Annotated in this window: 23 protein-coding genes and 2 pseudogenes; 16 read left to right on the forward strand and 9 right to left on the reverse strand. The window is 44.4% G+C overall.

Features of this window, described 5'->3' with window-relative positions; all coding sequences use genetic code 11:
- Positions 1-36: 36 nt before the first annotated feature.
- The 3 genes from I872_RS01350 to I872_RS01360 all read right to left on the reverse strand — a co-directional run bounded on the left by I872_RS01350 (position 37) and on the right by I872_RS01360 (position 2,775).
- Positions 37-492, reverse strand: a complete 456-nt coding sequence (locus tag I872_RS01350) for an 8-oxo-dGTP diphosphatase (protein ID WP_015604384.1) — start codon at positions 490-492, stop codon at positions 37-39.
- Between the two features lie 19 nt (positions 493-511).
- On the reverse strand, positions 512-1,687 hold the full coding sequence (gene aao, locus I872_RS01355; protein ID WP_015604385.1) for an aminoacetone oxidase: 1,176 nt from the start codon (positions 1,685-1,687) through the stop codon (positions 512-514).
- A 161-nt stretch (positions 1,688-1,848) separates the two neighbouring features.
- The gene (locus I872_RS01360; protein WP_015604386.1) at positions 1,849-2,775 is read right to left on the reverse strand and encodes an aldo/keto reductase; all 927 of its coding nucleotides are present in this window, start codon (positions 2,773-2,775) and stop codon (positions 1,849-1,851) included.
- A gap of 274 nt (positions 2,776-3,049) precedes the next feature.
- On the opposite strand from I872_RS01360, the gene rpsO reads away from it, so the two are divergent.
- The 3 genes from rpsO (at position 3,050) to I872_RS01380 (ending at position 8,193) form a co-directional block, all read left to right on the forward strand.
- A complete protein-coding gene (gene rpsO / locus I872_RS01370) occupies positions 3,050-3,319 on the forward strand; it encodes a 30S ribosomal protein S15 (protein WP_004193424.1) in 270 nt (89 codons plus the stop codon).
- A 433-nt stretch (positions 3,320-3,752) separates the two neighbouring features.
- Positions 3,753-5,564 (forward strand): glutamine--fructose-6-phosphate transaminase (isomerizing), encoded by a 1,812-nt coding sequence (gene glmS / locus I872_RS01375; protein ID WP_015604387.1) that lies wholly within the window; start codon positions 3,753-3,755, stop codon positions 5,562-5,564.
- A 517-nt stretch (positions 5,565-6,081) separates the two neighbouring features.
- Positions 6,082-8,193, forward strand: a complete 2,112-nt coding sequence (locus I872_RS01380; RefSeq protein WP_015604388.1) for an ATP-dependent Clp protease ATP-binding subunit — start codon at positions 6,082-6,084, stop codon at positions 8,191-8,193.
- Between the two features lie 307 nt (positions 8,194-8,500).
- Here I872_RS01380 and I872_RS01385 read toward each other — a convergent pair whose 3' ends face one another.
- Complete coding sequence (locus I872_RS01385) at positions 8,501-9,373, reverse strand: AraC family transcriptional regulator (RefSeq protein WP_015604389.1); 873 nt, start codon at positions 9,371-9,373, stop codon at positions 8,501-8,503.
- Positions 9,374-9,631: 258 nt separating this feature from the next.
- On the opposite strand from I872_RS01385, the gene I872_RS01390 reads away from it, so the two are divergent.
- Positions 9,632-10,018: a VOC family protein gene (locus I872_RS01390; RefSeq protein ID WP_015604390.1), complete on the forward strand. Its 387-nt coding sequence runs from the start codon at positions 9,632-9,634 to the stop codon at positions 10,016-10,018.
- Between the two features lie 99 nt (positions 10,019-10,117).
- On the opposite strand, the gene I872_RS01395 is transcribed toward I872_RS01390, so the two are convergent.
- Complete coding sequence (locus tag I872_RS01395; RefSeq protein ID WP_015604391.1) at positions 10,118-10,468, reverse strand: hypothetical protein; 351 nt, start codon at positions 10,466-10,468, stop codon at positions 10,118-10,120.
- A 288-nt stretch (positions 10,469-10,756) separates the two neighbouring features.
- Between I872_RS01395 and I872_RS01400 the strand changes: the two genes are divergently transcribed.
- From I872_RS01400 to I872_RS01445, 9 genes and pseudogenes are all read left to right on the forward strand, one after another.
- Entirely contained in the window at positions 10,757-11,215 is a 459-nt protein-coding gene (locus tag I872_RS01400) for a CtsR family transcriptional regulator (RefSeq protein ID WP_015604392.1), read from the forward strand.
- A 4-nt stretch (positions 11,216-11,219) separates the two neighbouring features.
- A pseudogene (locus tag I872_RS01410) lies at positions 11,220-13,648 on the forward strand (ATP-dependent Clp protease ATP-binding subunit).
- A 15-nt stretch (positions 13,649-13,663) separates the two neighbouring features.
- A complete protein-coding gene (locus tag I872_RS01415) occupies positions 13,664-14,104 on the forward strand; it encodes a GNAT family N-acetyltransferase (protein ID WP_041826863.1) in 441 nt (146 codons plus the stop codon).
- 85 nt (positions 14,105-14,189) lie between these two features.
- Positions 14,190-14,672, forward strand: a complete 483-nt coding sequence (locus tag I872_RS01420; RefSeq protein WP_015604394.1) for a hypothetical protein — start codon at positions 14,190-14,192, stop codon at positions 14,670-14,672.
- Entirely contained in the window at positions 14,656-15,057 is a 402-nt protein-coding gene (locus tag I872_RS01425) for a DUF4430 domain-containing protein (RefSeq protein WP_015604395.1), read from the forward strand. The genes I872_RS01420 and I872_RS01425 overlap by 17 nt, the downstream gene beginning before the upstream one ends.
- A gap of 409 nt (positions 15,058-15,466) precedes the next feature.
- Entirely contained in the window at positions 15,467-16,525 is a 1,059-nt protein-coding gene (locus I872_RS01430; protein ID WP_015604396.1) for an AAA family ATPase, read from the forward strand.
- 20 nt (positions 16,526-16,545) lie between these two features.
- Positions 16,546-17,361: a nicotinamide riboside transporter PnuC gene (gene pnuC, locus I872_RS01435; protein ID WP_015604397.1), complete on the forward strand. Its 816-nt coding sequence runs from the start codon at positions 16,546-16,548 to the stop codon at positions 17,359-17,361.
- A gap of 57 nt (positions 17,362-17,418) precedes the next feature.
- Positions 17,419-18,207 carry an NUDIX domain-containing protein gene (locus I872_RS01440; protein WP_015604398.1) on the forward strand — a complete coding sequence of 263 codons (789 nt, stop codon included), beginning with the start codon at positions 17,419-17,421 and terminating at the stop codon, positions 18,205-18,207.
- A 235-nt stretch (positions 18,208-18,442) separates the two neighbouring features.
- Positions 18,443-19,204, forward strand: coding sequence for a hypothetical protein (locus I872_RS01445; RefSeq protein WP_015604399.1), 762 nt, complete (start codon positions 18,443-18,445; stop codon positions 19,202-19,204).
- A 210-nt stretch (positions 19,205-19,414) separates the two neighbouring features.
- Here I872_RS01445 and dusB read toward each other — a convergent pair whose 3' ends face one another.
- Together dusB and hslO are read right to left on the reverse strand one after the other, a co-directional pair.
- Positions 19,415-20,392: a tRNA dihydrouridine synthase DusB gene (dusB, locus tag I872_RS01450; protein WP_015604400.1), complete on the reverse strand. Its 978-nt coding sequence runs from the start codon at positions 20,390-20,392 to the stop codon at positions 19,415-19,417.
- A complete protein-coding gene (hslO, locus tag I872_RS01455; RefSeq protein WP_015604401.1) occupies positions 20,379-21,251 on the reverse strand; it encodes an Hsp33 family molecular chaperone HslO in 873 nt (290 codons plus the stop codon). Before hslO ends, dusB begins: the two co-directional genes overlap by 14 nt.
- A gap of 238 nt (positions 21,252-21,489) precedes the next feature.
- Between hslO and I872_RS01460 the strand changes: the two genes are divergently transcribed.
- Together I872_RS01460 and trxA are read left to right on the forward strand one after the other, a co-directional pair.
- Positions 21,490-21,711 (forward strand): DUF4649 family protein, encoded by a 222-nt coding sequence (locus I872_RS01460; protein ID WP_015604402.1) that lies wholly within the window; start codon positions 21,490-21,492, stop codon positions 21,709-21,711.
- A gap of 14 nt (positions 21,712-21,725) precedes the next feature.
- Positions 21,726-22,040, forward strand: a complete 315-nt coding sequence (gene trxA / locus I872_RS01465; protein WP_001029581.1) for a thioredoxin — start codon at positions 21,726-21,728, stop codon at positions 22,038-22,040.
- A gap of 95 nt (positions 22,041-22,135) precedes the next feature.
- Here trxA and I872_RS01470 read toward each other — a convergent pair.
- A pseudogene (locus I872_RS01470) lies at positions 22,136-22,803 on the reverse strand (MIP/aquaporin family protein).
- A 264-nt stretch (positions 22,804-23,067) separates the two neighbouring features.
- Between I872_RS01470 and I872_RS01475 the strand changes: the two are divergent.
- Positions 23,068-23,412 (forward strand): hypothetical protein, encoded by a 345-nt coding sequence (locus I872_RS01475; RefSeq protein WP_080638468.1) that lies wholly within the window; start codon positions 23,068-23,070, stop codon positions 23,410-23,412.
- Between the two features lie 127 nt (positions 23,413-23,539).
- Here the strand turns inward: I872_RS01475 and I872_RS10655 are convergent, their stop codons facing one another.
- Positions 23,540-23,806, reverse strand: a complete 267-nt coding sequence (locus I872_RS10655) for a hypothetical protein (protein ID WP_015604406.1) — start codon at positions 23,804-23,806, stop codon at positions 23,540-23,542.
- Positions 23,807-23,900 lie beyond the last annotated feature (94 nt).

Consider the following 23,900-nt stretch of genomic DNA (forward strand, 5'->3'; position numbering starts at 1 on the left):
CTAACGAATTACCGATTTCTGTCCCACTCTCATTTTTTACTTCAAGTCATAAAGCCAATCGTCGCCGTCTTTATAGTAAAAGAATTCACTTAAATCGTCCTCTAAAAAAACACGCAGCATATCTGACATATCTTCGGTTGCAAGTTTCAGATGAGACAGATTTTGGAAATCTTCCCACCAAACCTTTCCTTCGTCTGAGGATTGTAGTACACCGGAATAGTACTCTGTCTTGTAGAGCAGGACGACATAACGAAAATCCTTGTCATCATACCAATCCTTGATGCCGCAAAGTTGGGGTTTGGATATGGTTAGTCCAGTTTCTTCCTTGACTTCTCTGATAACGGCATCGGTAAAAGACTCCCCGCGCTCTACATGCCCACCGGGAAAGGTGATGCCAGGCCAGTCGGGACTAACTCGATCCTGGACAAGAACTTTTTCTCCGTCATAAATCATGCACATGTTGACAAATTCAACGGTTTCGCGTCTGTTCATCTTGTTCTCCCTTTAAATTTTAATCATAATGCAAACTTCCTGCCACCCAGCCGGTGCAAAGGGCGGAGGTGATATTGAAGCCGCCCGTGTGGGCATTGATGTCTAGGACCTCACCGGCAAAGTGGAGACCGGGAACCAGTTTACTTTCCAGAGTTTTAGGGTTGATTTCTTTGAGACTGACGCCGCCCTTTGTTACAAAGGACTTAGCCAGAGACATTTTGCCAGTGACAGAGATGGGCAGTTCTTTGATTTGCTTGATGAGGGCCTCTTTTTCACTGAGATTGAGTTGTTTGACTTTCTCGGGAAAGGGCTGGGTAAAAAAGTCTGCTATTCGCTCGGGTAGGAGGATTTTCAGGCAGTTCTTCAGCGATTTTTCCCGATGTTCTTCTAAAAAGTCTGCCAAATCCTGCTGACTCATCTGAGGCAAGACATCCAGATAAATGGTTTCGCCACCCTTGACAAAGCTAGACAAGCGCAGGGCTGCTGGCCCTGACAGACCAAAGTGGGTAAAGAGCAGGTCGTGGGTAATTATATGCTTGCCGTAGCTTAGGGTCACATCATCCAGCGAAATCCCCTGAAGCGCTTTGTGAGGAAAGTCAGTCAAAAGAGGACTTTCAGCAGCTTCTAGGTCAGTCACCGTGTGCTTGAAGTGTCGGGCAATATCATGACCGAAGCCAGTCGAGCCAGTTGAAGGGTAGGACTTGCCACCAGTCGTCACAATCAATTTCTGACAGGTCCAAGCCTGGTCGCTGGATCTGACAGTAAAAAGCTCATCAGTTTTTTTGACGGAGACGATTTCAGTATTGGTGATGACAGTGCCGCCCAGCTCTGCAATTTTCTTTTCCAAAGCTTCGATAATGGTGCGGGATTTGTCTGTCACTGGGAAAACACGGCCGTGGTCTTCGACCTTGAGTTTGACGCCATTCTCTGTAAAGAAGTTGATGATGTCATGGTTGTCAAACTGGGAAAAAACGCTATAAAGAAAGCGCCCGTTGCCTGGAATGCCGGCCATGAGGTCATCTAGGTTTCCGTTGTTGGTCACATTGCAGCGACCGCCGCCTGTACCGGCAAGTTTCTTGCCCAGTCGTTTATTTTTCTCAAGGAGCAGGGTCTTCTGTCCGTAGAAAGAACTGGAAATGGTAGCCATCATGCCAGCTGGTCCTCCGCCAATGATGATTGTGTCGAAATGGTTCATGTATCTTTTCCTTTCGTGAAATAGGAATTTTATGTGCTAGTTCATCTTGTGCAAGATGATTTTGCCCTTTAAGCCTTACAGTGGACATGCTCTGGACAGTTTTTCTGCCAGTCCTTCAGCCAGCATCTTGGTAGAAAACTAATTGGATTTTAGGCTCATTTTTAAGGAAGATCTTTTCCAGAGGCCCAATAGATTTCGTACCATTCTTTTCTAGTCAGTTCAATATCTGCTGCCTTGGCTGATTCGATGATGCGGCTAGCCTTGGTCGTGCCGATGACCGCTTGCATGTGAGCTGGATAGCGTAGCACCCAAGCAATAGCCACTGTGGATGCTGATATTTGATATTTGTCGGCCAGTCGGTTGAGGACGGTATTGAGCTTGGGGTATTTATCCGAACCGACAAAAACGCCTTCAAAATAGCTATGTTGGAGGACAGACCAGGCTTGAATCACGACGTCGTTCAGGCGGCAGTATTCGAAAATGCTACCGTCGCGCATATTTGCGGCTGCTCCCTCCATGTTAACGTGGAAGCCAGCTTCAAAAGCAGGTGAGAAAGCTGCGCTTAGTTGGAGCTGATTTGCTACCAAGGGCTGCTTGACCTCTGTTTTTAGTAGCTCCATCATCATAGGATTCTGGTTGGACACTCCAAAATCAAGAACCTTCCCTTGAGATTTAAGCAGATCAAAAGCTTCAGCGATTTCACTGGGCTCCATCAGGGCATCAGGGCGATGCAAGAGCAGAGAGTCCAGATGGTCTACACCTAGACGCTGTAAAATACCATCCGTTGCTTCGAGGATATGGTCTTTGGAAAAGTCGAAGTAGGTGAATTCTTCTATGCGGATTCCCACCTTGGACTGAATCCACATCTTAGCCCGCAGGTCAGGTCGATTTTTGAGCACTTGTCCCAGAATTTCTTCGCACTTGCCTCCACCGTAGATATCGGCGAGATCGAAAGCATTGATCCCGACTGACAAGGCTGTTTCGATCAGTTCTTCCACCTCTTTGGGTGTCATTTGGGCAATTCGCATCAGCCCTATGATAATCTGGGAAATTTCTCGCTTGCTTTCTCCAAATTCAAGGTATTTCATAAGCTCTTCTCCTCGTATCATTTTAATCTCAGTATAAGCTAAAGCCGCTCCAAAGTCAAAAAGCGACTAGCTAGATCGAGCCTTGGAGCAAATGTGTAGAAAATTTTTGTTTTGGCTAGTGAAATTTGGCTGACTTTGTTGGAAAAGTAGAAGATTTGACAAAAACTTGGCTTCCTGATAGAATAAGAATGTCTTAAAGACAAATAACTTCTTCTTGGTTGCAGGAATTGCCAAGCCTGCCACTCGGATGAAGCGTAAAGAAAAGGAGCTTATCATGGCAATCTCAAAAGAGAAAAAAAATGAAATCATTGCACAATACGCACGTCACGAAGGTGACACTGGTTCAGTAGAGGTTCAAGTTGCTGTCCTTACTTGGGAAATCAACCACCTTAACGACCACATCAAACAACACAAAAAAGACCACGCTACTTACCGTGGTTTGATGAAGAAAATCGGTCGCCGTCGTAACTTGCTTGCATACTTGCGTAAAAACGACGTTAACCGTTACCGTGAGTTAATCAACTCTCTAGGACTTCGTCGCTAATCTTGCGTCTAAAACGTTTTTATACTTCGTTGGCTTCGGCTCGATGTACCATTAGTACAATCTTCGTCTCGTCGCCTAGTCTATAAACGTTTTATCCAGCAAGACTGGAGCTCTCTGATTTCAGAGGGCTTTTTTACTTTTGTCACCGTACCTCTATATACTCAAGTATTATCTTCGGTTACGGTTCCTAGCATTGTAAGGTAAAATAAACCAGTTCTTATCCCTTCGGGGAGATTTTTTTGTTTTCACTAATATTTTAGGTCGAGTTCAGATTAGCTTTCTTCTTTGCTCGACTATACCAATTTTATGTTGACAAATATCAAATCGTTGTGTATAATGTTTTCGTCTCTCGATAAAAAGATAAATAAGACTATACCAATTTTGAATGAAGGAGGAACTAGCTTTTTGCCAGCAAAAGGCTAGAAGTAAAACTATGTGTGGAATCGTCGGAGTTGTGGGAAACCGCAATGCAACAGATATTTTAATGCAAGGACTTGAAAAGTTAGAATACCGAGGCTATGATTCGGCTGGAATTTTTGTGACAACAGGAGAAAAATCTAGCCTGATCAAGTCTGTTGGCCGAATTGCAGATCTTCGTGCCAAGATTGGCATGGATGTAGCGGGTTCAACAGGTATTGGACATACCCGCTGGGCAACCCACGGAAAACCAAGTGAGAATAACGCCCATCCTCACACTTCTCAGACAGGTCGTTTTGTTTTGGTTCACAATGGTGTGATTGAAAATTACCTGGATATCAAAAATAACTATCTTTCTGGTCATGATTTTAAAGGGCAGACAGATACAGAAATTACAGTTCATTTGATTGGGAAATTCGCGGAAGAAGACGGTCTCTCTGTTCTTGACGCTTTCCGCAAGGCTCTTCACATTATCGAAGGTTCTTACGCTTTTGCCTTGGTAGACGCTCAGGATCCTTCTACGATCTACGTTGCCAAAAACAAATCTCCGCTTTTGATCGGCTTGGGCGAAGGCTACAATATGGTCTGCTCCGATGCCATGGCTATGATTCGTGAGACCAGCGAATACATGGAAATCCATGATAAAGAGCTGGTTATCGTGACGGCTAATAGCGTAGAAGTGCAGGACTACGAAGGCAATGTTCTTGAACGTGGTAGCTATACAGCTGAGCTGGACCTGTCTGATATCGGCAAAGGCACTTATCCTTACTACATGCTGAAGGAAATTGACGAGCAGCCGACCGTGATGCGGAAGCTGATCAGCACCTATGCGGATGAAAATAATCAGATGCTGATTGATCCTGCGATCATCAAGACAGTTCAAGAAGCTGATCGTATTTATATCATTGCTGCTGGAACTTCTTATCATGCTGGTTACGCTTCTAAACGAATGCTGGAAGAGTTGACGGATACGCCAGTTGAGCTGGGCATTTCTTCAGAATGGGGCTATGCTATGCCGCTTCTGAGCAAGAAGCCACTCTTTATCTTCATCAGCCAATCTGGTGAGACAGCTGATAGCCGCCAAGTCTTGGTCAAGGCTAATGAGCTGGGTATTCCTAGTCTGACAGTGACCAATGTGCCAGGCTCAACCTTGTCTCGTGAAGCCAAGCATACTCTGCTTCTCCATGCTGGACCAGAAATTGCCGTGGCTTCAACCAAAGCCTATACCGCGCAAATCGCTGCCCTAGCTTTCTTGGCCAAGGCAGTCGGTGATGCCAATGGCAACGAAAAAGCTAAGAAGTTTGATTTGGTTCATGAGCTGTCTATCGTAGCCCAGTCTATCGAGTCTACCCTTTCTGAGAAAGAATTGATCGAAAGCAAGGTTCGTGACTTGTTGGCAGAAACTCGCAGCGCCTTTTATATCGGTCGTGGTCAGGACTATTATGTGGCGATGGAAGCCAGCCTTAAGCTTAAGGAAATTTCCTACATTCAGTGTGAAGGCTTTGCGGCAGGAGAACTCAAGCATGGTACTATTTCTCTGATTGAAGAGGGAACACCTGTTCTAGCTCTGCTTTCAGACGAAGTCTTGGCTAGCCATACTCGCGGAAATGTTTCTGAAGTTGTGGCGCGTGGAGCCAAGGTGTTGACCATTGCGGAGGAAAATGTGGCTAAGGATGGAGACGATATTGTCCTGAGCCAAGTTCACCCTTACCTGTCACCAATTTCGATGGTGGTACCGACTCAATTGATTGCTTATTTTGCAACCTTGCACCGCGGTTTGGATGTAGATAAACCACGCAACCTCGCTAAGTCTGTAACGGTAGAATAAAAACAGTAGTTGCTTATCTAGTAGAATCTTGAAATTTTAGATATTGAAGATCCCCTATTTTAGTTTAGGGGATTCTTTGTTTTTACTCATTATTTTATCAAGTAAATGAATCTTTCTAAATTAATGTGGAGGAAGTTTTTTGATTTTTAAAAAATTATGTAAATTTTTACTCAAACCTATTGACAAGCGGGAAAGAAGAGTGTATAATTACAACTGTAAACAAAAAGTTTACACAGAATTTATTCAGAAGATGAGGAAATAGCCGGAAGGCGATTATTTTTGGGAGGATTAAAAATTATGTAAAATTATCTTCTTTTGAATGAGATTTGATTCACTCATAAAAACAGAGACTGACTCAGTCTTGATTTTTGGAAATCGAATAAGTTATGTAAAGTAATAGATAGGAGAAGATCTCCCAAATGAATATTTATAGTGGATAAGGAAGAGATTTCTTATCTGAAATTTTGGTAAAAATAAAAATTATGTAAAGAAAAATATATAAAAGTGAGGCAATGCTATGAACAACAATTACAACAATTTTAACAGTATGGATGACCTTTTCAACCAACTCATGGGGCGTATGGGTGGCTACAATAGCGAACACCGGCGTTACTTGATCAATGGTAGAGAGGTCACACCGGAAGAGTTTGCTCAGTACCGAGCTACTGGAAAGCTCCCTGGTCAAATGGCTAGCGAACAGGATTTGCAAGCTGGAGCGCATGGGCCTAAGCAAGACGGCATTCTGGCTAAGCTAGGTCGCAATCTGACCCAAGAAGCGCGTGAAGGCAAGCTGGATCCAGTCATTGGACGCAATAAGGAAATCCAAGAAACAGCGGAAATCCTTTCCCGCCGGACCAAGAATAATCCAGTTCTGGTCGGAGATGCAGGTGTCGGAAAGACCGCTGTCGTAGAAGGATTGGCTCAGGCTATCGTCAATGGTGACGTGCCAGCGGCCATCAAGAACAAAGAAATTATTTCTGTTGATATTTCTGGCTTGGAAGCTGGTACTCAATATCGTGGTAGCTTTGAAGAAAATATCCAAAACTTGGTCAATGAAGTCAAGGAAGCCGGGAATGTTATCCTCTTCTTTGACGAAATCCATCAAATTCTGGGTGCAGGATCTACTGGCGGAGACAGTGGTTCTAAGGGACTGGCAGATATTCTCAAACCAGCGCTTTCGCGTGGTGAACTGACTGTTATCGGGGCTACTACTCAGGACGAGTACCGCAATACTATTCTCAAAAATGCAGCTTTAGCTCGTCGTTTCAATGAAGTTAAGGTCAATGCACCGTCTGCTGAGGATACTTATCAGATCCTTCGAGGTATTCGGGACCTGTATGAAAAGCACCACAATGTCATCCTGCCGGATGAAGTGCTGAAAGCGGCTGTGGATTACTCTGTTCAGTATATTCCACAACGGAGCCTGCCAGACAAGGCCATTGACCTGGTCGACGTGACTGCTGCCCACCTGGCAGCCCAGCATCCAGTAACCGATGTCCATGCGGTTGAACATGAGATTGCTGAGCAAAAAGACAAACAGGAAGCAGCTGTTGAGAAAGAAGATTATGAAGCAGCTCTGAATGCCAAGACCCGCATCGAAGAGCTGGAAAAGAAAATTCAAAACCACACCGAGGATATGAAGGTAACGGCGACAGTCAACGATGTAGCTGAGTCTGTTGAGCGGATGACGGGAGTGCCGGTATCTCAGATGGGTGCCAGCGACATTGAGCGCCTCAAGGGCATGAATGACCGCCTCAAAGCCAAAGTTATTGGCCAAGACAAGGCTGTAGAAGCTGTGGCTAGAGCCATCCGCCGTAACCGTGCAGGCTTTGACGAAGGTAACCGTCCGATCGGCAGCTTCCTCTTCGTTGGTCCGACAGGGGTTGGTAAGACTGAGTTGGCTAAGCAACTGGCTCTGGATATGTTCGGTACCAAGGATGCTATCATCCGTCTGGACATGTCTGAGTACTCTGACCGCACCGCTGTTTCCAAGCTGATTGGTACGACTGCTGGTTATGTCGGCTATGATGACAACAACAACACTCTGACCGAGCGCGTGCGCCGCAATCCATACTCTATCATTCTCTTGGATGAGATTGAAAAGGCTGATCCACAAGTGATTACCCTTCTCCTTCAAGTTCTGGATGATGGACGTTTGACGGATGGTCAAGGGAATACAGTCAACTTCAAGAACACGGTTATCATTGCAACTTCTAATGCTGGCTTTGGCTATGAAGCAGGCTTGGAAGAGGATGCAGAAAAGCCTGAGCTGATGGATCGACTCAAACATTATTTCCGCCCAGAGTTCCTCAATCGTTTCAATGCAGTGATCGAGTTCTCTCATCTCAAGAAAGAAGATTTGATGGAAATTGTGAATCTCATGCTGGTTGAAGTAAATCAAACTTTGAGCAAGAAGGAAATTGATCTGGCTGTATCTGATGCAGCTAAGGAGTTCCTGCGTGATGCTGGTTATGACCAAGTCATGGGTGTTCGTCCACTCCGCCGTGTCATCGAGCAGCAAATTCGTGACAAGGTGACTGACTTCCACTTGGATAACCTAGATGCTAAGCACCTGACTGCAGATATGGAAGATGGAACTTTGGTGATCCGTGCAAAATCAGCAGAATAAGGATCGAGCAATCTCAAAATTTCGTAAAGCGAGGCTAGGACTTTTGTCCTAGCCTCTTAATTGTCTTTGGATTGTCGAGTAAGACGCAGTGGTTGAGTGGGCCCTACTCCGCTGATTTCATCGGCTTTTACAGCCCTACTCAACTGTGCGGAGGTGAGACGACGAAATCGAATTCTAACGAATTACCGATTTCTGTCCCACTCTCTTTTTTAGTCAATCCTGTCAAAGTCATTTCCTTGCCTCGCAGGAGCATTTTTGGTCTTGGTGTCCAGATAAAAAATCTCCAATCATCTGGCTGGAGATTGTCTTATTTTCTTCTATATTGACTTGGTGTCATTCGATAGTATTTTTTAAATTGCCGATTGAAATTAGAAAGGTTATTAAAACCAGACTGGCTTGAGATTTCTAGAACGGACAGAGTGGAGTGCTGGAGGAGCTCGGCAGCCCTGCGAAGGCGAAATTGAATCAGGTACTCAATGCAGGAAACGCCCAGATGCTTTTTGAAGAAATTCATGAAGTGCGTCGGACTGTAGCCGCAGATGCCAGACAGCTGATTAATAGAGAGTTCTTCCTGATAATGTTCATTGATATAGTCGATGATGGAGCGGATTTTCTCTTCCTTGCGGTAGCCCTCGGCAGACAGCTCCTTAGAAACGATATAGTCGTTCTCAAAGAGCAAGTAGAAGAGCTGGTTGAGCTGGGCTTTGAGCTGAAATTCATAGTATTTCTTTTGACAATAACCTGTTTCCATAGTAGCCAGCAGGCATTGACGAATTTCCTCATAGGCTTGATCAGTCGGCTTGATGACATGGACAAAGTCCAGTTGTCCGTTGTAGAGAGGTTGTAGGTAGTGGATACCAGCTTGATCCATGGCCGAATAGCCCATTAAGTCCAAATGAAAGTTAATGGCATCCATATAGTGGCGCTGCTGCTCAATCGGATGAATGGAGTGGAGGGCATTGGGACGAATCAGGACAATATCGCCTTTATTACTATTAAAATAATGATAGTCGATATGAAATTGGGCGCTTCCTTCGTGGACATAAATGATTTCAACATCTGTGTGCCAGTGGAAGAGGATGTCAGGTTGACCGTTTTCCGTAATGGTCCGCGTCAGGGAATAGGGGGTCCCTTGATTCTTATATTCAGTAGTTTTGTGCAACTGCCCCAAATCCATCATGGCAGCCTCCTTCGTAGAATACTATCATTTTTTAAGATAATGATAGTAGAAAATGTGTTTGCCAACTATTATAATATAACTAAAAAGAAAATGAAAGTGGGAAAACAAATTTCTGAAAGCTCGGTTTGGCACGGACCGAGAGTGCTGGGAAATTTTGAGTAAGTAGGTGAAAAAGAGAGATCAGTATTGTATTTATGCACTATAAGAAATATTCATTTGGGTAAGAAGAAGTCATTGTGACGAATGGAGGAAATATTTATGAAGATTGAGCATATAGGTCTTTATGTTCGAGATTTGGAAGCGGCTCGGCATTTTTTCGAAACATATTTTGCAGCCACAAGCAGTGTTTTCTATCATAATCAGAAAACAGGTTTTCAGTCTTATTTTTTGACCTTTGCTGAGGGGGCGCGCTTGGAGATTATGACACGGGCTGATGATTTAGCAGATGGCAGTCGGGAGTTGCTTTTTACAGGCTACCATCATCTAGCTTTCAGTTTAGGTAGTCCGGAAGCAGTTGATGAGCTGACGGCTCGCTTGGAGAAGGATGGCTATCTTGTTTTGAGTGGTCCTAGAGTGACGGGGGACGGCTATTATGAAAGCAATATCCAAGCTTTTGAAGGCAATCAGATTGAACTGACCGTTTAAACATTTTTAGCTATCACCAGTTCCTTATAAAATAAAAAAAGTGTGGAATCCATGGCTCTTTTGAGCTCATGTTGCTTCCACACTTTTTATTGTGCTGTTCTATCTAGCGGCCTTCTGTTCTTTATTTTTGTGAAGGATAAAGGAGTTTGAAAAACTCAGGCTCGCTAGTACAAAAAGAAGAAGGGTTGTTGCTGGATAGCTAAGGGAGATATGATTGGTTTTGATGATAAAGAGAAGGGCAAAGGCAAGAATGGCAAAGAAAATGCTGAGGCTCCAAGTCATACGGCGACTTAATAAATGCTGCTCAAAGAGCAGAGGAATGAGGAGACAGCCTAGAAGAAGGCTCGTTGGGAAAACGACATACTCGGCAGAAAAAATCGTCAAGATGCTCAGGGTGACAAAAAGGCAGCTAAGCACGTGATGGGTATAGTTGAGCCAATTTATTTTCATTGGAAAACCTCCTTTTGATGATGATTGTTTGGATACGGTTGATGGTGTAAAAACCACACTTTCACATCTTTATTATAAGTCTTTAAAAGCAAAAAGCAAGCGTTTACACTCTTTTTTATCCAGTCCATCAATCTTTTTCATTACTCTGAATTATCAGATATTTTCAAGCTTTCTGTTACTTCTTTTTCTTTCAAAAAATAGATTTTTTCGGTATAATAGTCAAAGATAGTCAATGTTAGAGAAGACTTGAATGCTTATTCTTAGATATAACAGATAGAAAGGTATATCATGGGCATCAAAAATACCTCGGATAGTATAGAAGAATATATCAAAAGAATTTTGGCGCAGGCAGGCATGGTCGAGCTGAAGCGCAGTGAGTTAGCTGATGTTTTTCAGGTAGTTCCGAGTCAGATCAATTATGTGATTAAGACACGCTTTACAGAGAGTCGGGGCTATATCGTGGAGAGCAAGCGCGGTGGCGGTGGCTATATCAGGATTGGTAAGATTGAATTTTCCGATCGGCACCAGATGCTGTCTGATTTGTTGACCAATGTTGGTGAGTCGCTCAGCCAGCCAATTTTTTCAGATATTTTGCAGCTGCTCTTTGATGAAAAAATTATCAGCCAGCGTGAAGGAGATTTGCTCCTAGCGAGTGCCAGCGATGCTGTCTTGGGGACAGATGCTCCGAGGATTCGAGCCAGAATGTTACGGAAAATTTTGCAGCAATTAGATAGAAAAGGAAATTAAGGATATGAATTATTCAAAAGCTTTAGTAGAAAGCTTGGAGGCGGCTCAGCTCTTAGCTGGTCATTTTGCTACAGATTATTTAGAATCGTGGCAGGTGCTGATGGCTCTGGCTAATAATCCCTACAGCGTGGCAGGCTCGGCTCTAAATGAATTCCCTATTGAAGTGGATAAACTAGAAGAAGCGGCCTTTGACATTACTGGAAAAGAGTACCGAAAAAGGGTGGTTTTGACTTATTGCCTTTCTCTCACCGTTTGGAGGAGCTCTTTGCTCAAGCAGGGCAGATTGCGGAAGCTGTCCATGCTAAAAGCTTAGGAACAGAGCACCTGCTCCTAGCTATGCTATTTGACCGTGGCACCTTGGCAGCTCGTGTGTTAGAAGCCGCAGGTTTTAGCTATGATGATAAGAGTATAGTCCCTCGATTTAGCGATTTGCGAAAGGCTTTAGAGCAGCGTGCTGGCTGGGGCAGAGAGGAAATCAAGTCGATTCGCTCGCTAAATAAAAACACGGCCTCTGCCAAACAAACCATGGCAAATATGATGGGCATGCCTCCTTCAACTAGCGGTGGTCTGGAAGACTATACTAGAGATTTGACAGAGCTGGCTCGGGCTGGTCGTCTGGAACCAGTCATCGGGCGGGATGAGGAAATTTCTCGGATGATTCAGATTCTTAGTCGCAAGACCAAGAATAATCCCGTTTTAGTCGGTGATGCGGGGGTCGGTAAAACGGCTTTGGCTCTGGGCTTGGCTCAGCGCGTGGCAGCTGGCCAGGTTCCGGCAGAACTTGCTAAGATGCGCGTCTTGGAATTAGACTTGATGAATGTTGTCGCTGGGACTCGTTTCCGCGGAGACTTTGAAGAGCGGATGAACAACATTATCAATGACATCGAAGAAGACGGCCATGTCATCCTCTTTATCGATGAGCTGCATACTATTATGGGCTCTGGTAGCGGGATTGACTCGACCTTGGATGCGGCCAATATCCTGAAACCTGCTCTGGCTCGTGGAACCTTGCGAACAGTTGGAGCTACGACGCAGGAAGAATATCAGAAACATATCGAAAAAGATGCAGCTCTGTCTCGGCGTTTTGCCAAGGTAACCATTGAAGAGCCTACTGTAGCCGACAGCATTGCTATTTTGCAGGGTTTGAGAAAGAGTTATGAGGATCACCACAAGGTGCAGATTAGTGATCAGGCTATTGAAACAGCGGTCAAGTATGCTCATCGCTATCTGACCAGCAAGCATTTGCCAGACTCTGCCATTGACCTTTTGGATGAGGCTAGTGCAACTGTGCAGAATAAAGGACCGCAGAATTATAAACAGTCGGATTTGACGCCTGTGGATCAGGCTTTGATGGCTGGAAAGCTGAAAAAAGTCAGCCAGTTACTAGCCAAAGAGCAGGAACCAGCTGTTTACAAGCTGAAGGTGGAAGAAGGAGATATCCTAGAGACTCTCAGTCGCTTGTCTGGTATTCCTGTGCAGAAATTAACTCAGACAGATGCCAAAAAATATCTCAATTTGGAAAAAGAACTGCACAAGCGAGTTATTGGACAGGATGCGGCAGTTTCGGCTGTCAGCCGAGCTATTCGTCGCAATCAGTCAGGTATCCGCACCGGCAAACGCCCAATAGGTTCCTTTATGTTCCTAGGGCCAACGGGTGTCGGAAAGACAGAGCTGGCTAAGGCCCTGGCAGAAGTTCTCTTTGATGATGAATCAGCCCTGATTCGCTTCGACATGAGTGAATATATGGAGAAATTCGCGGCGAGTCGTCTCAACGGGGCGCCTCCGGGCTATGTAGGCTATGAGGAAGGCGGCGAATTGACGGAAAAGGTGCGCAACCGACCTTATTCTGTCTTGCTCTTTGACGAGGTGGAAAAGGCTCACCCAGATATCTTCAATGTCCTCTTGCAGGTTTTAGATGATGGCCAGCTGACCGACAGCAAAGGGCGTAAAGTGGACTTCTCCAATACCATCATTATCATGACCAGCAATCTGGGGGCAACGGCCCTGCGGGATGATAAGACGGTTGGTTTTGGGGCGCGGGATATCCGCTTTGATCAGGCCAATATGGAAAAACGCATTCTGGAAGAATTGAAAAAGACCTACCGGCCTGAATTTATCAATCGGATTGATGAAAAGGTGGTCTTCCACAGTCTGTCTGCTGAGGATATGCAGGAAGTGGTCAAGATTATGGTGCAACCGTTGATTAGGAGTCTGGCAGAGCAAGGCATCGTGCTTAAATTCCAAGCTAGTGCCCTGAAACTACTGGCTCAGGAAGGCTATGATCCAGAAATGGGAGCACGTCCGCTGCGTCGCACTCTGCAGACGCAGGTGGAGGACAAGCTGTCTGAGTTGCTCCTGACTGGAGATTTAGCAGCTGGTCAAACGCTCAAGGTTGGCGTCAAAGGCGGTCAACTCAAATTTGAAATGACTTAGGAAAGGATGTTTGCAATGGAAATTCGTGTGATGGCAGAAAAGGATTATGCCTTTGTTTACCAGCTGTGGCTCTCTTGCAGTGGTGTAGGAATCAATAGTTTAGATAACTCTGAGGAAGGGATTGCCCGTTTTCTGAAGCGAAATCCTGAGACCTGTCTGGTTGCCTTGGAGAACAATAGCTTGATTGGTGCTATTCTGATTGGAACGGATGGCTACCGAGCTTACATTTATCATATCGCTGTTCATCCATATTTTCGTAGAAAAGGAGTGGGCAAGGCCCTGGTTGAACAGGCCTTGTCAGCAGTGAAAAAGCTTGGCATCCATAAAGTATCATTAGTCGGTTTTGAAAAAAATCAGCAGACCAACCTTTTTTGGGAGAAAATGGGATTTTCGGCCAGAAATGATCGCCTTTACCAAAATCAGGGACGGACGGAGATGATTCGACAGGATACGTAAGTAAGCTGATTTACTTACCATTCTTGCTAGGCTGATCAGAGTCGCGTTATAATACTAGAGAATATCGTTTAGAAAGGCAGTAGTTGTGTCTCTTCGTTACCTTACTCGAATCGCTCTTCTGGCGGCTGTCTGCGTCGTGCTTCGTTATACCTTTGCTGGCCTACCCAATATCAAGCCGATTACAGCGCTGTATTTTCTCTTGGTGGATTTTGAGGACTTGAAGGGCTCGCTTCTAATCATGTCTATCAGTATCTTTGTATCTTCTTTCCTCTTTGGAATGGGGCCTTGGGTCCTTTTCCAGATCTTGTCCTTTGCGGTGGTCATTTGCTTATGGTACCTGCTGTATCGGCGACTGGGCTTGTTTGGCCAGAGTATGTTGGCCTTGCTTTTAGCCTTTAGCTATGGTCTTGTGATTGATGGTATCACAGCCTTGATTTATCAAATGCCTTGGTGGACCTATGTGGTGGCAGGGGCAGGTTTCAATCTAGCTCATGCCTGTTCAACCATGCTCTTTTATCCTATCTTGTATTTTATTTTAAGGAGACTTTATCATGAAAAAAATCTTTAGCTTGCTTACGCTTACCTTTGCTCTCTTTTTGGTGGGCTGTAGTAATAACCAAACAACAACAGATACCAACTCTAGTTCAGCAGCTTCTTCTGTCAAAAAGGAATTGAACATCAGCATCAGTATTGCACCAGAGGGACAGGAGAAGAGCGAAAAGACAGTGGCTGTCGAAGAAGGCAAGACAGCGATGGATGCTTTGAAGAAAGCCTACAAGGTCGAAGAAAAAGAAGGTTTTATCACTTCCATTGACGGTCATGCTCAGGATGAAGCGAAAGGTCTCTACTGGATGTTTAAGGTTAATGGAGAAATGGCTTCTAAGGGAGCCAATCAAATCACGCTCAAGGATGGAGACAAGCTGGAATTCTACCAAGAAGTCTATCAGCAATAAATCTTATAAAAAAGCGGTGGGCAGAACCAAATGATCAAAAATCTAGTTTCGGCTCAGTTGTTTCTAGACTCAATAGCCGTTGACTCTTGAGCAATCAGTTGCCGCGCCAATAGTTTCTGAATATGATAAACGCGAGGCTGGGACAAAAGTCCTAGCCTCTCAATTGTCTTTGGATTGTCGGGCAAGACGCAGTGGTTGAGTGGGCTCTACTAACTGTGCGGAGGTGGGACGACGAAATCGAATTCTAACGAATTACCGATTTCTGTCCCACTCTCTTTTTTGTGCTCTGAATGTATTTTTTAGATGTTTGAAAATATTTTTATATTTTTTATAAAAAACTATTGACAGAAGGAAAATATAGTATATAATAAAAACATAGAAAGAGAAAAAATAACAAAAAGGTAGAATCATGAAAAAACAAATTGCAATCGTCTTTGGAACCTTTGCTCCCTTGCATCAGGGGCATATCGATTTGATTCAGAAGGCTAAGCGTTCTTATGACAAAGTGCGCGTGGTGGTTTCTGGCTATCAGGGAGACCGTGGCGAGGAAGTAGGTCTATCTCTGCAGAAGCGATTCCGTTATACGCGTGAGACATTCGCCGATGATGAATTGACTCAGGTTTATAAACTAGACGAAACGTCTTTTCCCCGCTATCCTCTGGGTTGGGACAAGTGGCTGTCGACTTTATTAGAGTTGGTGGGCTATGATGCAGAACGGGAGAAACTGATTTTCTTTGTCGGAGAATCAGACTATCAAGCGGAGCTGACAAAGCGTGGTTTTGAAACCTGCTTGGAGGAGCGACAGTTTGGGATTTCAGCTACGATGATTCGGGAAAATCCTAGCCTTTATTGGAAATATATCGCCCAACCTTTCCGCCGTCACTTTACCAAGAAAGTGCTGATTATGGGCAGCGCCAGCAATGGTAAAACGACCTTGGCCAAGGACTTAGCTCGTTACTATGATGCTCCGGTTAGTATGGAATATGCTCGAGAATACCAGATTCAAAATAACGTGCGAGATGATGAGCTGACCTCTAAAGACTATTATTATTTGCTCTTAGGACAATATGCTCAGACTTCCCGCTTGATTGACAGCAGCGCCAACCGTGGTCTGGTCGTGGCCGATACAAATTCCTTGGTAACCAAGGCTTACTATGATTACTATCTGAAAGAAAGTCCCGTTCAAAACGAGGAGACAGACACCTTTGACAACCTCTTTGCTAGCATTTTGGCCAAGGAGAAATGGGATTTGATTCTCTTTGCTGAGCCGATTGGAGCCTATGTCAACGACGGCTTTCGTGATATGAGCATGGCAGACGAGGCTATCCGCAGTGATTTTTCAAGCTATCTGAAAAAGCTGAAAGAGCAGTGTTTAGCTCATATTCCGACGGTTTATCTAGCTGGCAGTTATTTAGACAATTATCAGGCGGCTAAAGAAGCGATTAACAAGATTTATCAAGCAGATTAAAAAGAAAGTGGTAAAATAGAATGGTAGTAAAAAATCAAAAACTCTCTCCTGCAGCTCTCTACGCAGGACTAAAACAAAAATCTCAAACCTTTGCTCGGAATTTCCAGAATGTCTGTGCAGCAGCAAAAGAACAGGGCCTTAGCGGTATCGCCAAATTGCTCTGGCAGGATTTATTCGGCGGGCGCAGCTTGTCGCAATGGCTCTACTTGATCGCTCTTTCCAGTCTGCCCTTCATTCTGGAGTTCACCAGTGGGCAAGAGCAACATGACTGGTTGGGACTCTTTGCTTCCTGGACAGGCATCGTCTGCGTCATCCTAGTAGCTGAGGGGCGGGCCAGCAATTATCTCTTTGGAGCTGTTAATTCGGCCATTTATCTCATCTTGTCCTTCCAGGCTAGCTTTTATGGAGAAGTACTGACAACCATCTACTTCTTTATCATGCAGCCGATTGGCCTTTATACTTGGCTGTCCAACCGGGTCAATGAACAAGATAAGGCAGAACCCTCTCATTTTGAGGCTAAGAAGTTAGACTGGCGTGGCTGGCTTAAATATTTGGCCTTGACTGCTCTGATTTGGATTGGTATGGGCTTTGCTTATAAGAGCATTCACAGTCACCGGCCTTTCCGTGATAGTGTGACAGATGCGACCAATGGTATCGGCCAGCTTCTCATGACGGGTCTCTACCGCGAGCAGTGGATTTTCTGGATTGCGACCAATCTCTTCAGTATCTACCTCTGGTGGGGCAGCAACCTTCATATCCAGGCCATGTACTGGGTTTATACCCTCAATAGTATCGTCGGCTGGTATCAGTGGACCAAGGCAGTGAAGAAAGCTTAGAGCAAGATTTGGAGGATTTTTGATAGAAAAGATAGCTTAGGAAAGGAAGAAAAATTCATGACCAAACAGGATATCCCAGCGGGAATGTCGGAAAAAGAATATTACGAAACAATGGCGGATGAGTCCGCCTTTTTGGCATGGTACAAAACACAGGATTTGCCCAAGTATGAGACGCCCAGCGTAACAGCGGATATGGTGGCCTACTGCTTCGTAGAAGGCCAGTTGAAACTCTTGGTTATCAAGCGCAAGGCCCACCCCTATCAGAATAAATATGCTCTGGTCGGAGGCTTTGTGGACAAAAATGAGGATGCCTATCAAGCCTGCATTCGCGAGGTCAAGGAAGAAGTAGACCTCGAGATACCGCTAGAAAAAGTGGAGCAGCTGATGACGGTCTCCACTCCAGGACGTGATCCGCGTGGTTGGGTCATCACCATTGCCCATTTGGTCTATCTGCCGGCAATCGCTATCAACCAAGTCAAGGCTGGTGATGATGCTAAGGAAGTCACTTTCCTTGATGTGGACTTTAAGACAAGGAGTTTTAGGGATGGCGAGCGCCTTCTAACAGCAGAGGACTTTGCCTTTGACCACTACCAAATCCTGCTGGAATCTATCAAGCGCATTCAAGGACGACTGGACTGGAATCCAACTTTTCTCCATTTACTGGAATCGCCCTTTACTGTCTATGAAGGGACTGAGCTGGTCAATCTCATCTCGCCTAGACGACCGATCGTCAGCAATAATTTTCTCGTAAAATTTGGAGAATACTTGGAAGAGGCTGGTGTCAAGCGCGTGCCTAAGAAGAAACCGAGAAAAGTGTATCGGCTGAAGACAGGAAAATCGGATTGAAAGAAAATTGATGCTTTATTTTACTTGCAGAACAAAAATGTTCTGCTTTTTTATTTTCATTACGAATATAAAAGTAAGAACATATCTGCTGAGGAAGAGAGGAGGACTAATCTCTGGATACTGTTTGCTTCAAAACTTTTTGAAAAATCCCATATATCTAGTTGACAGGCTTTATTGCAAGTGTTACAATAATATTACAAAAAAGTTTCCGAATGTTACAAAAGGAGGAGAAAAAATGAAAACAAAGACTTATACAAAATTGATGGCTGCTACTGTTCTAGCTTCTAGCTTGCTTTTAGGAGCTTGTGGTCACAAAGAAGAAACCAAGCCTAGTGCAAATTCTAGCAAGACAGTGCAAGCTTCTTCTAGCTCTAAAGTTGCCTCATCTAGTAAGGCTAGCAGCGCTCCAAAAGCCAGCAGCAATGCTTCTTCAAACAGAACAGTTGGCCAAGCAGAACAAGTACAGCAAGCTGTGGAATCTGTTCAGCCTTCACAAAATCAAACACAACAAGGAGTAGACCAGCAGGTTCAAAGTCAACAAAATACACAGGCTCAATCAAGCCAATCTCAACAAGCTCCTAGCCAACAAACTACGCCGACTCAACCAACTAAACCAAATCAAGCGACTCAGCCAGCCCAACCGAGTCAACCAGCTCAAAATCCAGCCACTGATCGTCAGCTTCAAAACAAGCAAGCAGAAACAAATGCTCGCTATAAAGGCGTTTTGAATATGGTGGATGGAGATTTCTCTGCGGCTGCTGGTAGTTGGACGGATGCAGGAGGCAGTACAGTGACTGTTTCAGCAGGCGGACAATTTAGTGTCAAGTCAGCGAATGGAACTGTCAATACTTACCATGTTGCTTCATATGCCTATACTTTGGATGATGGTCGCTATACAGCTCAGCTGGGTTCTGCTGAACCATCTGCTCCTAAATTGGGCATCCAAATCACCACTGGCGCTGATGGTAAAGTAGCTAGTGTTCAATTGATCAAATAAGCGAGAAAGAATTGCAAAACAAAGAGGCTGGGACAAAAGTCCTAGCCTCTCAATTGTTTTTGGATTGTCGAGCAAGACGCAGTGGTTGAGTGGGCTCTACTAGGCTGATTTCATCATCTTTTACAACCCTACTCAACTGTGCGGAGGTGGGACGACGAAATCGAATTCTAACGAATTACCGATTTCTGTCCCACTCTTATTTTTATTTCTTTAATGTTGGAGTTGCAAGAGTTCCTCGATCTCTGCCAATGTGCTGGCCTGTGAAATGGCACCGCGAAGTTTAGCTGCACCAGATGTTCCACGAAGGTAGTGGGGTGCTAGACCACGGAATTCTCGGACAGCAATGTGTTCGCCTTTAAGGTTAATCAAGCGTTTGAGGTGCTCATAAGCAATCTTCATCTTGTCTTCAAAGGTCAAGTCTGGCAGGATTTCACCCGTTTCAAAATAGTGGTTGATTTGGTTGAAGAGGTAGGGATTTCCCATGGCAGCTCGTCCAATCATGACAGCGTCAGCGCCGACTTCTTCGATACGTTGTTTGGCTTCTTGCACGCTGCGGATATCACCGTTGGCGATGAAAGGAATCTTTGTCAGGGCTTGGGCTACGTCATGCAAGGTTTCGAGGTCAGCATGCCCTGTGTACATTTGCTCGCGGGTGCGGCCGTGCATAGCCAAGGCTGAAACGCCAGCTGCTTCGGCTGCCAGAGCATTTTCTACAGCCAGTGAGCTGTCGGACCAACCCGTCCGCATCTTGACTGTCAGAGGGATATCCAAAACAGACTGAACCTTGTTGATGATTTTATAGATTTTCTCAGGATCCTTGAGCCACATAGCGCCAGCTTCGTTTTTGACGATTTTGTTGACCGGGCAGCCCATGTTGATATCAACGATATCTGTCTTGGTATTTTCTTGGATAAATTCCGCTGCGCGTGCGAGGCTGTCTTCATCGCTACCGAAAAGTTGGATAGAAACCGGGTTTTCGCCTTCATCGATATGAAGCATGTGCAGGGTTTTTTCGTTGTTGTATTGGATGCCCTTGTCAGAGACCATTTCCATCACGACGAGACCTGCTCCCAGCTCTTTGGCAATAGTTCGGAAAGCAGAGTTGGTTACACCAGCCATAGGTGCCAGAACCGTACGGTTAGGAATTTCAACATTTCCAATCATAAAAGGGGTATTAAGATTTGTCACGAATCAGTTCCTCCAAGTCATTTTGGTCAAAGTGGTAGGCTGTCTGGCAGAATTGACAGATGATTTCAGCCCCGTGGTCTTGATCATGCATCTCTTCTAAGTCAGCCTTTGGCAGAGTAGCCAAGGCATTCATGAAGCGCTCTTTGCTGCAATCACACTGGAAGCGAATTTCCTCTTCAGACAGGCGTTTGTAGGGCTCATCTCCATAGATGGCAGCCAGTAGAGCTTCGATATGGTCATCGGATTCTAACAGCGTAGAAATGGCAGGCATTTCTTGGATCCGCTTCTCGAAGCGGGCGATATCAGCTTCTTTAGCACCAGGCAGAGCTTGTACCAAGAAACCACCAGCAACCTTGACTTTATCGTTCTCATCCAAGAGAACATTGAGACCAACTGCGGAAGGTGTTTGCTGGCTTTCAGTCAGATAGAAGGCTAGGTCTTCGCCGATTTCTCCAGAGATGAGAGGAGTCATGGAGTTGTAAGGATTGCCAGTGCCGTAGTCCGTGATAACCAAAAATTGACCAGAGCCGACAAAAGGGCCAACCAGAACTTCGCCAGTGGCTGTCTTTTTAATATCGACACCGGGATTTTGCACATAGCCCTTGACATTGCCTTCGGTATCTGCCACGGTGATGATTGCGCCTAGCGAGCTGGTGCCAAGAACTTTGACGGTAATCTTAGTCTGGCCTTTTTCATTTGCAGCCAGAATCTGGCTGGCAATCAGTGTGCGGCCAAGTGCCACGGTAGAACTTGCTTGAGTTCGATGTTTTTCTTGAGCGGTCCGAACGGTCTCCGTGCTGTCCAGCACATAGGCCCGAAAAGAACCGTTTTCTGAGATAGTTTTGATAATTTTGTCCATACCTTTTATTTTAACACAAAAATAAAAACAAACGTAGCCTTTGTGCTTGTTTTTCTTTCAGATTTCTTCTTGCATTGTACTTTGCTCAAGTCAAACAAAAAGGAGAAGATTGATAAATGATGATTTTAAAGTGACTATCTGGGATCTGACAGTGGTAGATGCGTTTGACTTGAAAATTGTAACGAAATTGATTACAATAAAGGCATAAAATTACGAATGGAATCAAAAAGGAGAGCTTATGATTGAAATTACCTATCTAGACGCAGCTAAAGCTGAACGGAAGATGACTTTCGAGTCTTATGAAGACTTTGAACTATCCCAGCAAGCTTGCTTGATCGGGGTGGCGGATTATCATCCAGTTAAAAAGTTAGTTTATAATGGTCATGATTTGAACTACCAAGGGACTTATGGGGATGTGTACTTTTTCCTGATGAAACAGGATTTGAGCCAATATAACTAAAAAGGAGAAATACAATGGCAAAAGCAATTACAGATGCAACATTTGAACAAGAAACAAAAGACGGTTTGGTCTTGGTAGACTTCTGGGCAACTTGGTGTGGTCCATGTCGTATGCAAGGTCCAATCTTGGATAAATTGTCTGAAGAACTTTCAGAAGATGTCTTGAAAATCGTTAAAATGGACGTTGATGAAAATCCAAACACAGCCCGTGCCTTTGGAATCATGTCCATCCCAACCCTTCTCTTCAAAAAAGACGGCCAAGTGGTCAAGCAAGTTGCAGGTGTTCACACAGCAGAGCAAATCAAGGCCATCGTTGCTGAATTGAGTTAAAAGCAAAGCACTCCCCATTCAAAAAGGGAGCGCTTTTTTGTTTGCATAGAAAAAGCCCTGTTCCTCAAATTGAGGAGCAAGGCTCTTTTTATTTATTATTCTTCTGTGCCAAGGCAGTTTTTTGCAACAAGAGCTGCAAGAACGCCACCAACGATTGGAGCAAGGATGAAAATCCAAACTTGTTGAAGGGCTTCACCACCTACCAAGACAGCTGGGGCCAAGCTACGAGCTGGGTTTACTGAAAGTCCAGTGATATTCAATCCCACAAGGATCATAGCCATCAAGGACAAACCGATTACCAAACCAGCAATCGCGCCATTACCTTTGCTTGCTGAAGTGACAGTCATGATAACTAGGACAAACAAGAAAGTTGCAATGACTTCAAACAAGAAACCACCAAAGACAGTTACACCGTTTGCCAAGGCATTTTCACCAAGACTAGCAGTTGACATTCCTGAGTTAGCCAAGAGGAAGAAGACCGCACCTGACGCAAGGAAAGCTCCAACCACTTGTCCAAGGATGTAGTTTACAAGCTCTTTTGATGACAAGCGTTTGTTTACAAACATAGCGATTGAAACAGCTGGGTTCAAGTGCGCACCTGAAACAGTTCCGATTGAGAAAGCTGCAACCACGATTGCCAAACCAAAGGCAAAAGCAATTCCAAGGTGTCCAAGACCCTCTGTACCATTTCCAAAACAACGGCTCCTGTTCCGATGAACACAAGCATGAAAGTACCGATTAATTCAGCGACAAATTTTTTCATTTTCTATCTCCTTTTTTTAAAACTATGTATCAGTTTACCAAAACAAATGAGCGGATTCAAGAAAAGTGCTTTGAAAATAGATCTGCCCTCTTACTCAAACGGTAGCTGGTGTCTATCAGGCCCCTAGCTTGCCTTATTAGTTCTCTATTGATTTAAGAAAAATGATATATTCCAGTTTTTTTGTTTGAAAATAAAATTTTTAGGTTATAATAGGAAGAAGGTAAATCAGCTGTGTTTTACAAAATTTAGAAAAGGGCGCTGTTTATGTTTGAGTCATTATCGCAGTTTTGCTTTATTTTAATGGTTTTTACGCCGTTTATCGCGGTGCCGATTTTCTGTTTCTTTTTGGGCTGGATGATTCCTCGGTCGCAGATAACAGAAAAAAGTATCATGCTTGTACTCAGTTTTGTCCTTTTTAGTCTAGTTTTGATTTCTTACTATGCTCCTCAATTGCTGGGAATGTTTTTTTGGGGGCTTATCTGGTTCTTTATCGGCCTCTTGCGTGCTAAAAATTATAGCAAGTCACAGTTCTGGATCAGGTGGCTCGTATTTATCGTCTGCTTTACGATTTATATTTTGGTTTATTTACATTTCTTCAAGCCTTTTTAAAAATAGAACGGTGGCAGGGCAAGAAACTAATCTTTAAAAATTTAGGTTCGCTCACTTGTTTCTAGGAGCAGGTTTAATTGAATCATAAAAAAACAAGACTGGAAATTTTTCTCCCAGTCTTGTTTTTTCATTCCTTGCTAGTATGCCGCTTTCCTGAAGCAATAGCATCTGCTTCAGTCATGGCTACGACTCGATCAAAACGTGTATTGGATGGCATATTCTCCATGCTATACCAATAGACATCTGCTTTCCCAGAACGAGCGACATAAACCGTTCTTGTTTGTTGCTGTTCCGCTGCCAGTCTCTCCGCTTCTTGGCGTGCTTCCTCTGCAAGGTGAGCCTCTTCAGCCCGTTGATTAATTGCATTTTGAATTTGTCCGATTCGATCCGTCAAGTTAGATTTTGTAGTTGGATCCGCAACGCGTTCGACAGCAGCTTGTGCTGAAGAAATATTTTCTTGAATCGGATTGTTTTCGAGTTGTTGGACA

The organism is Streptococcus cristatus AS 1.3089, from assembly GCF_000385925.1.
Classification (GTDB): domain Bacteria; phylum Bacillota; class Bacilli; order Lactobacillales; family Streptococcaceae; genus Streptococcus; species Streptococcus cristatus_B.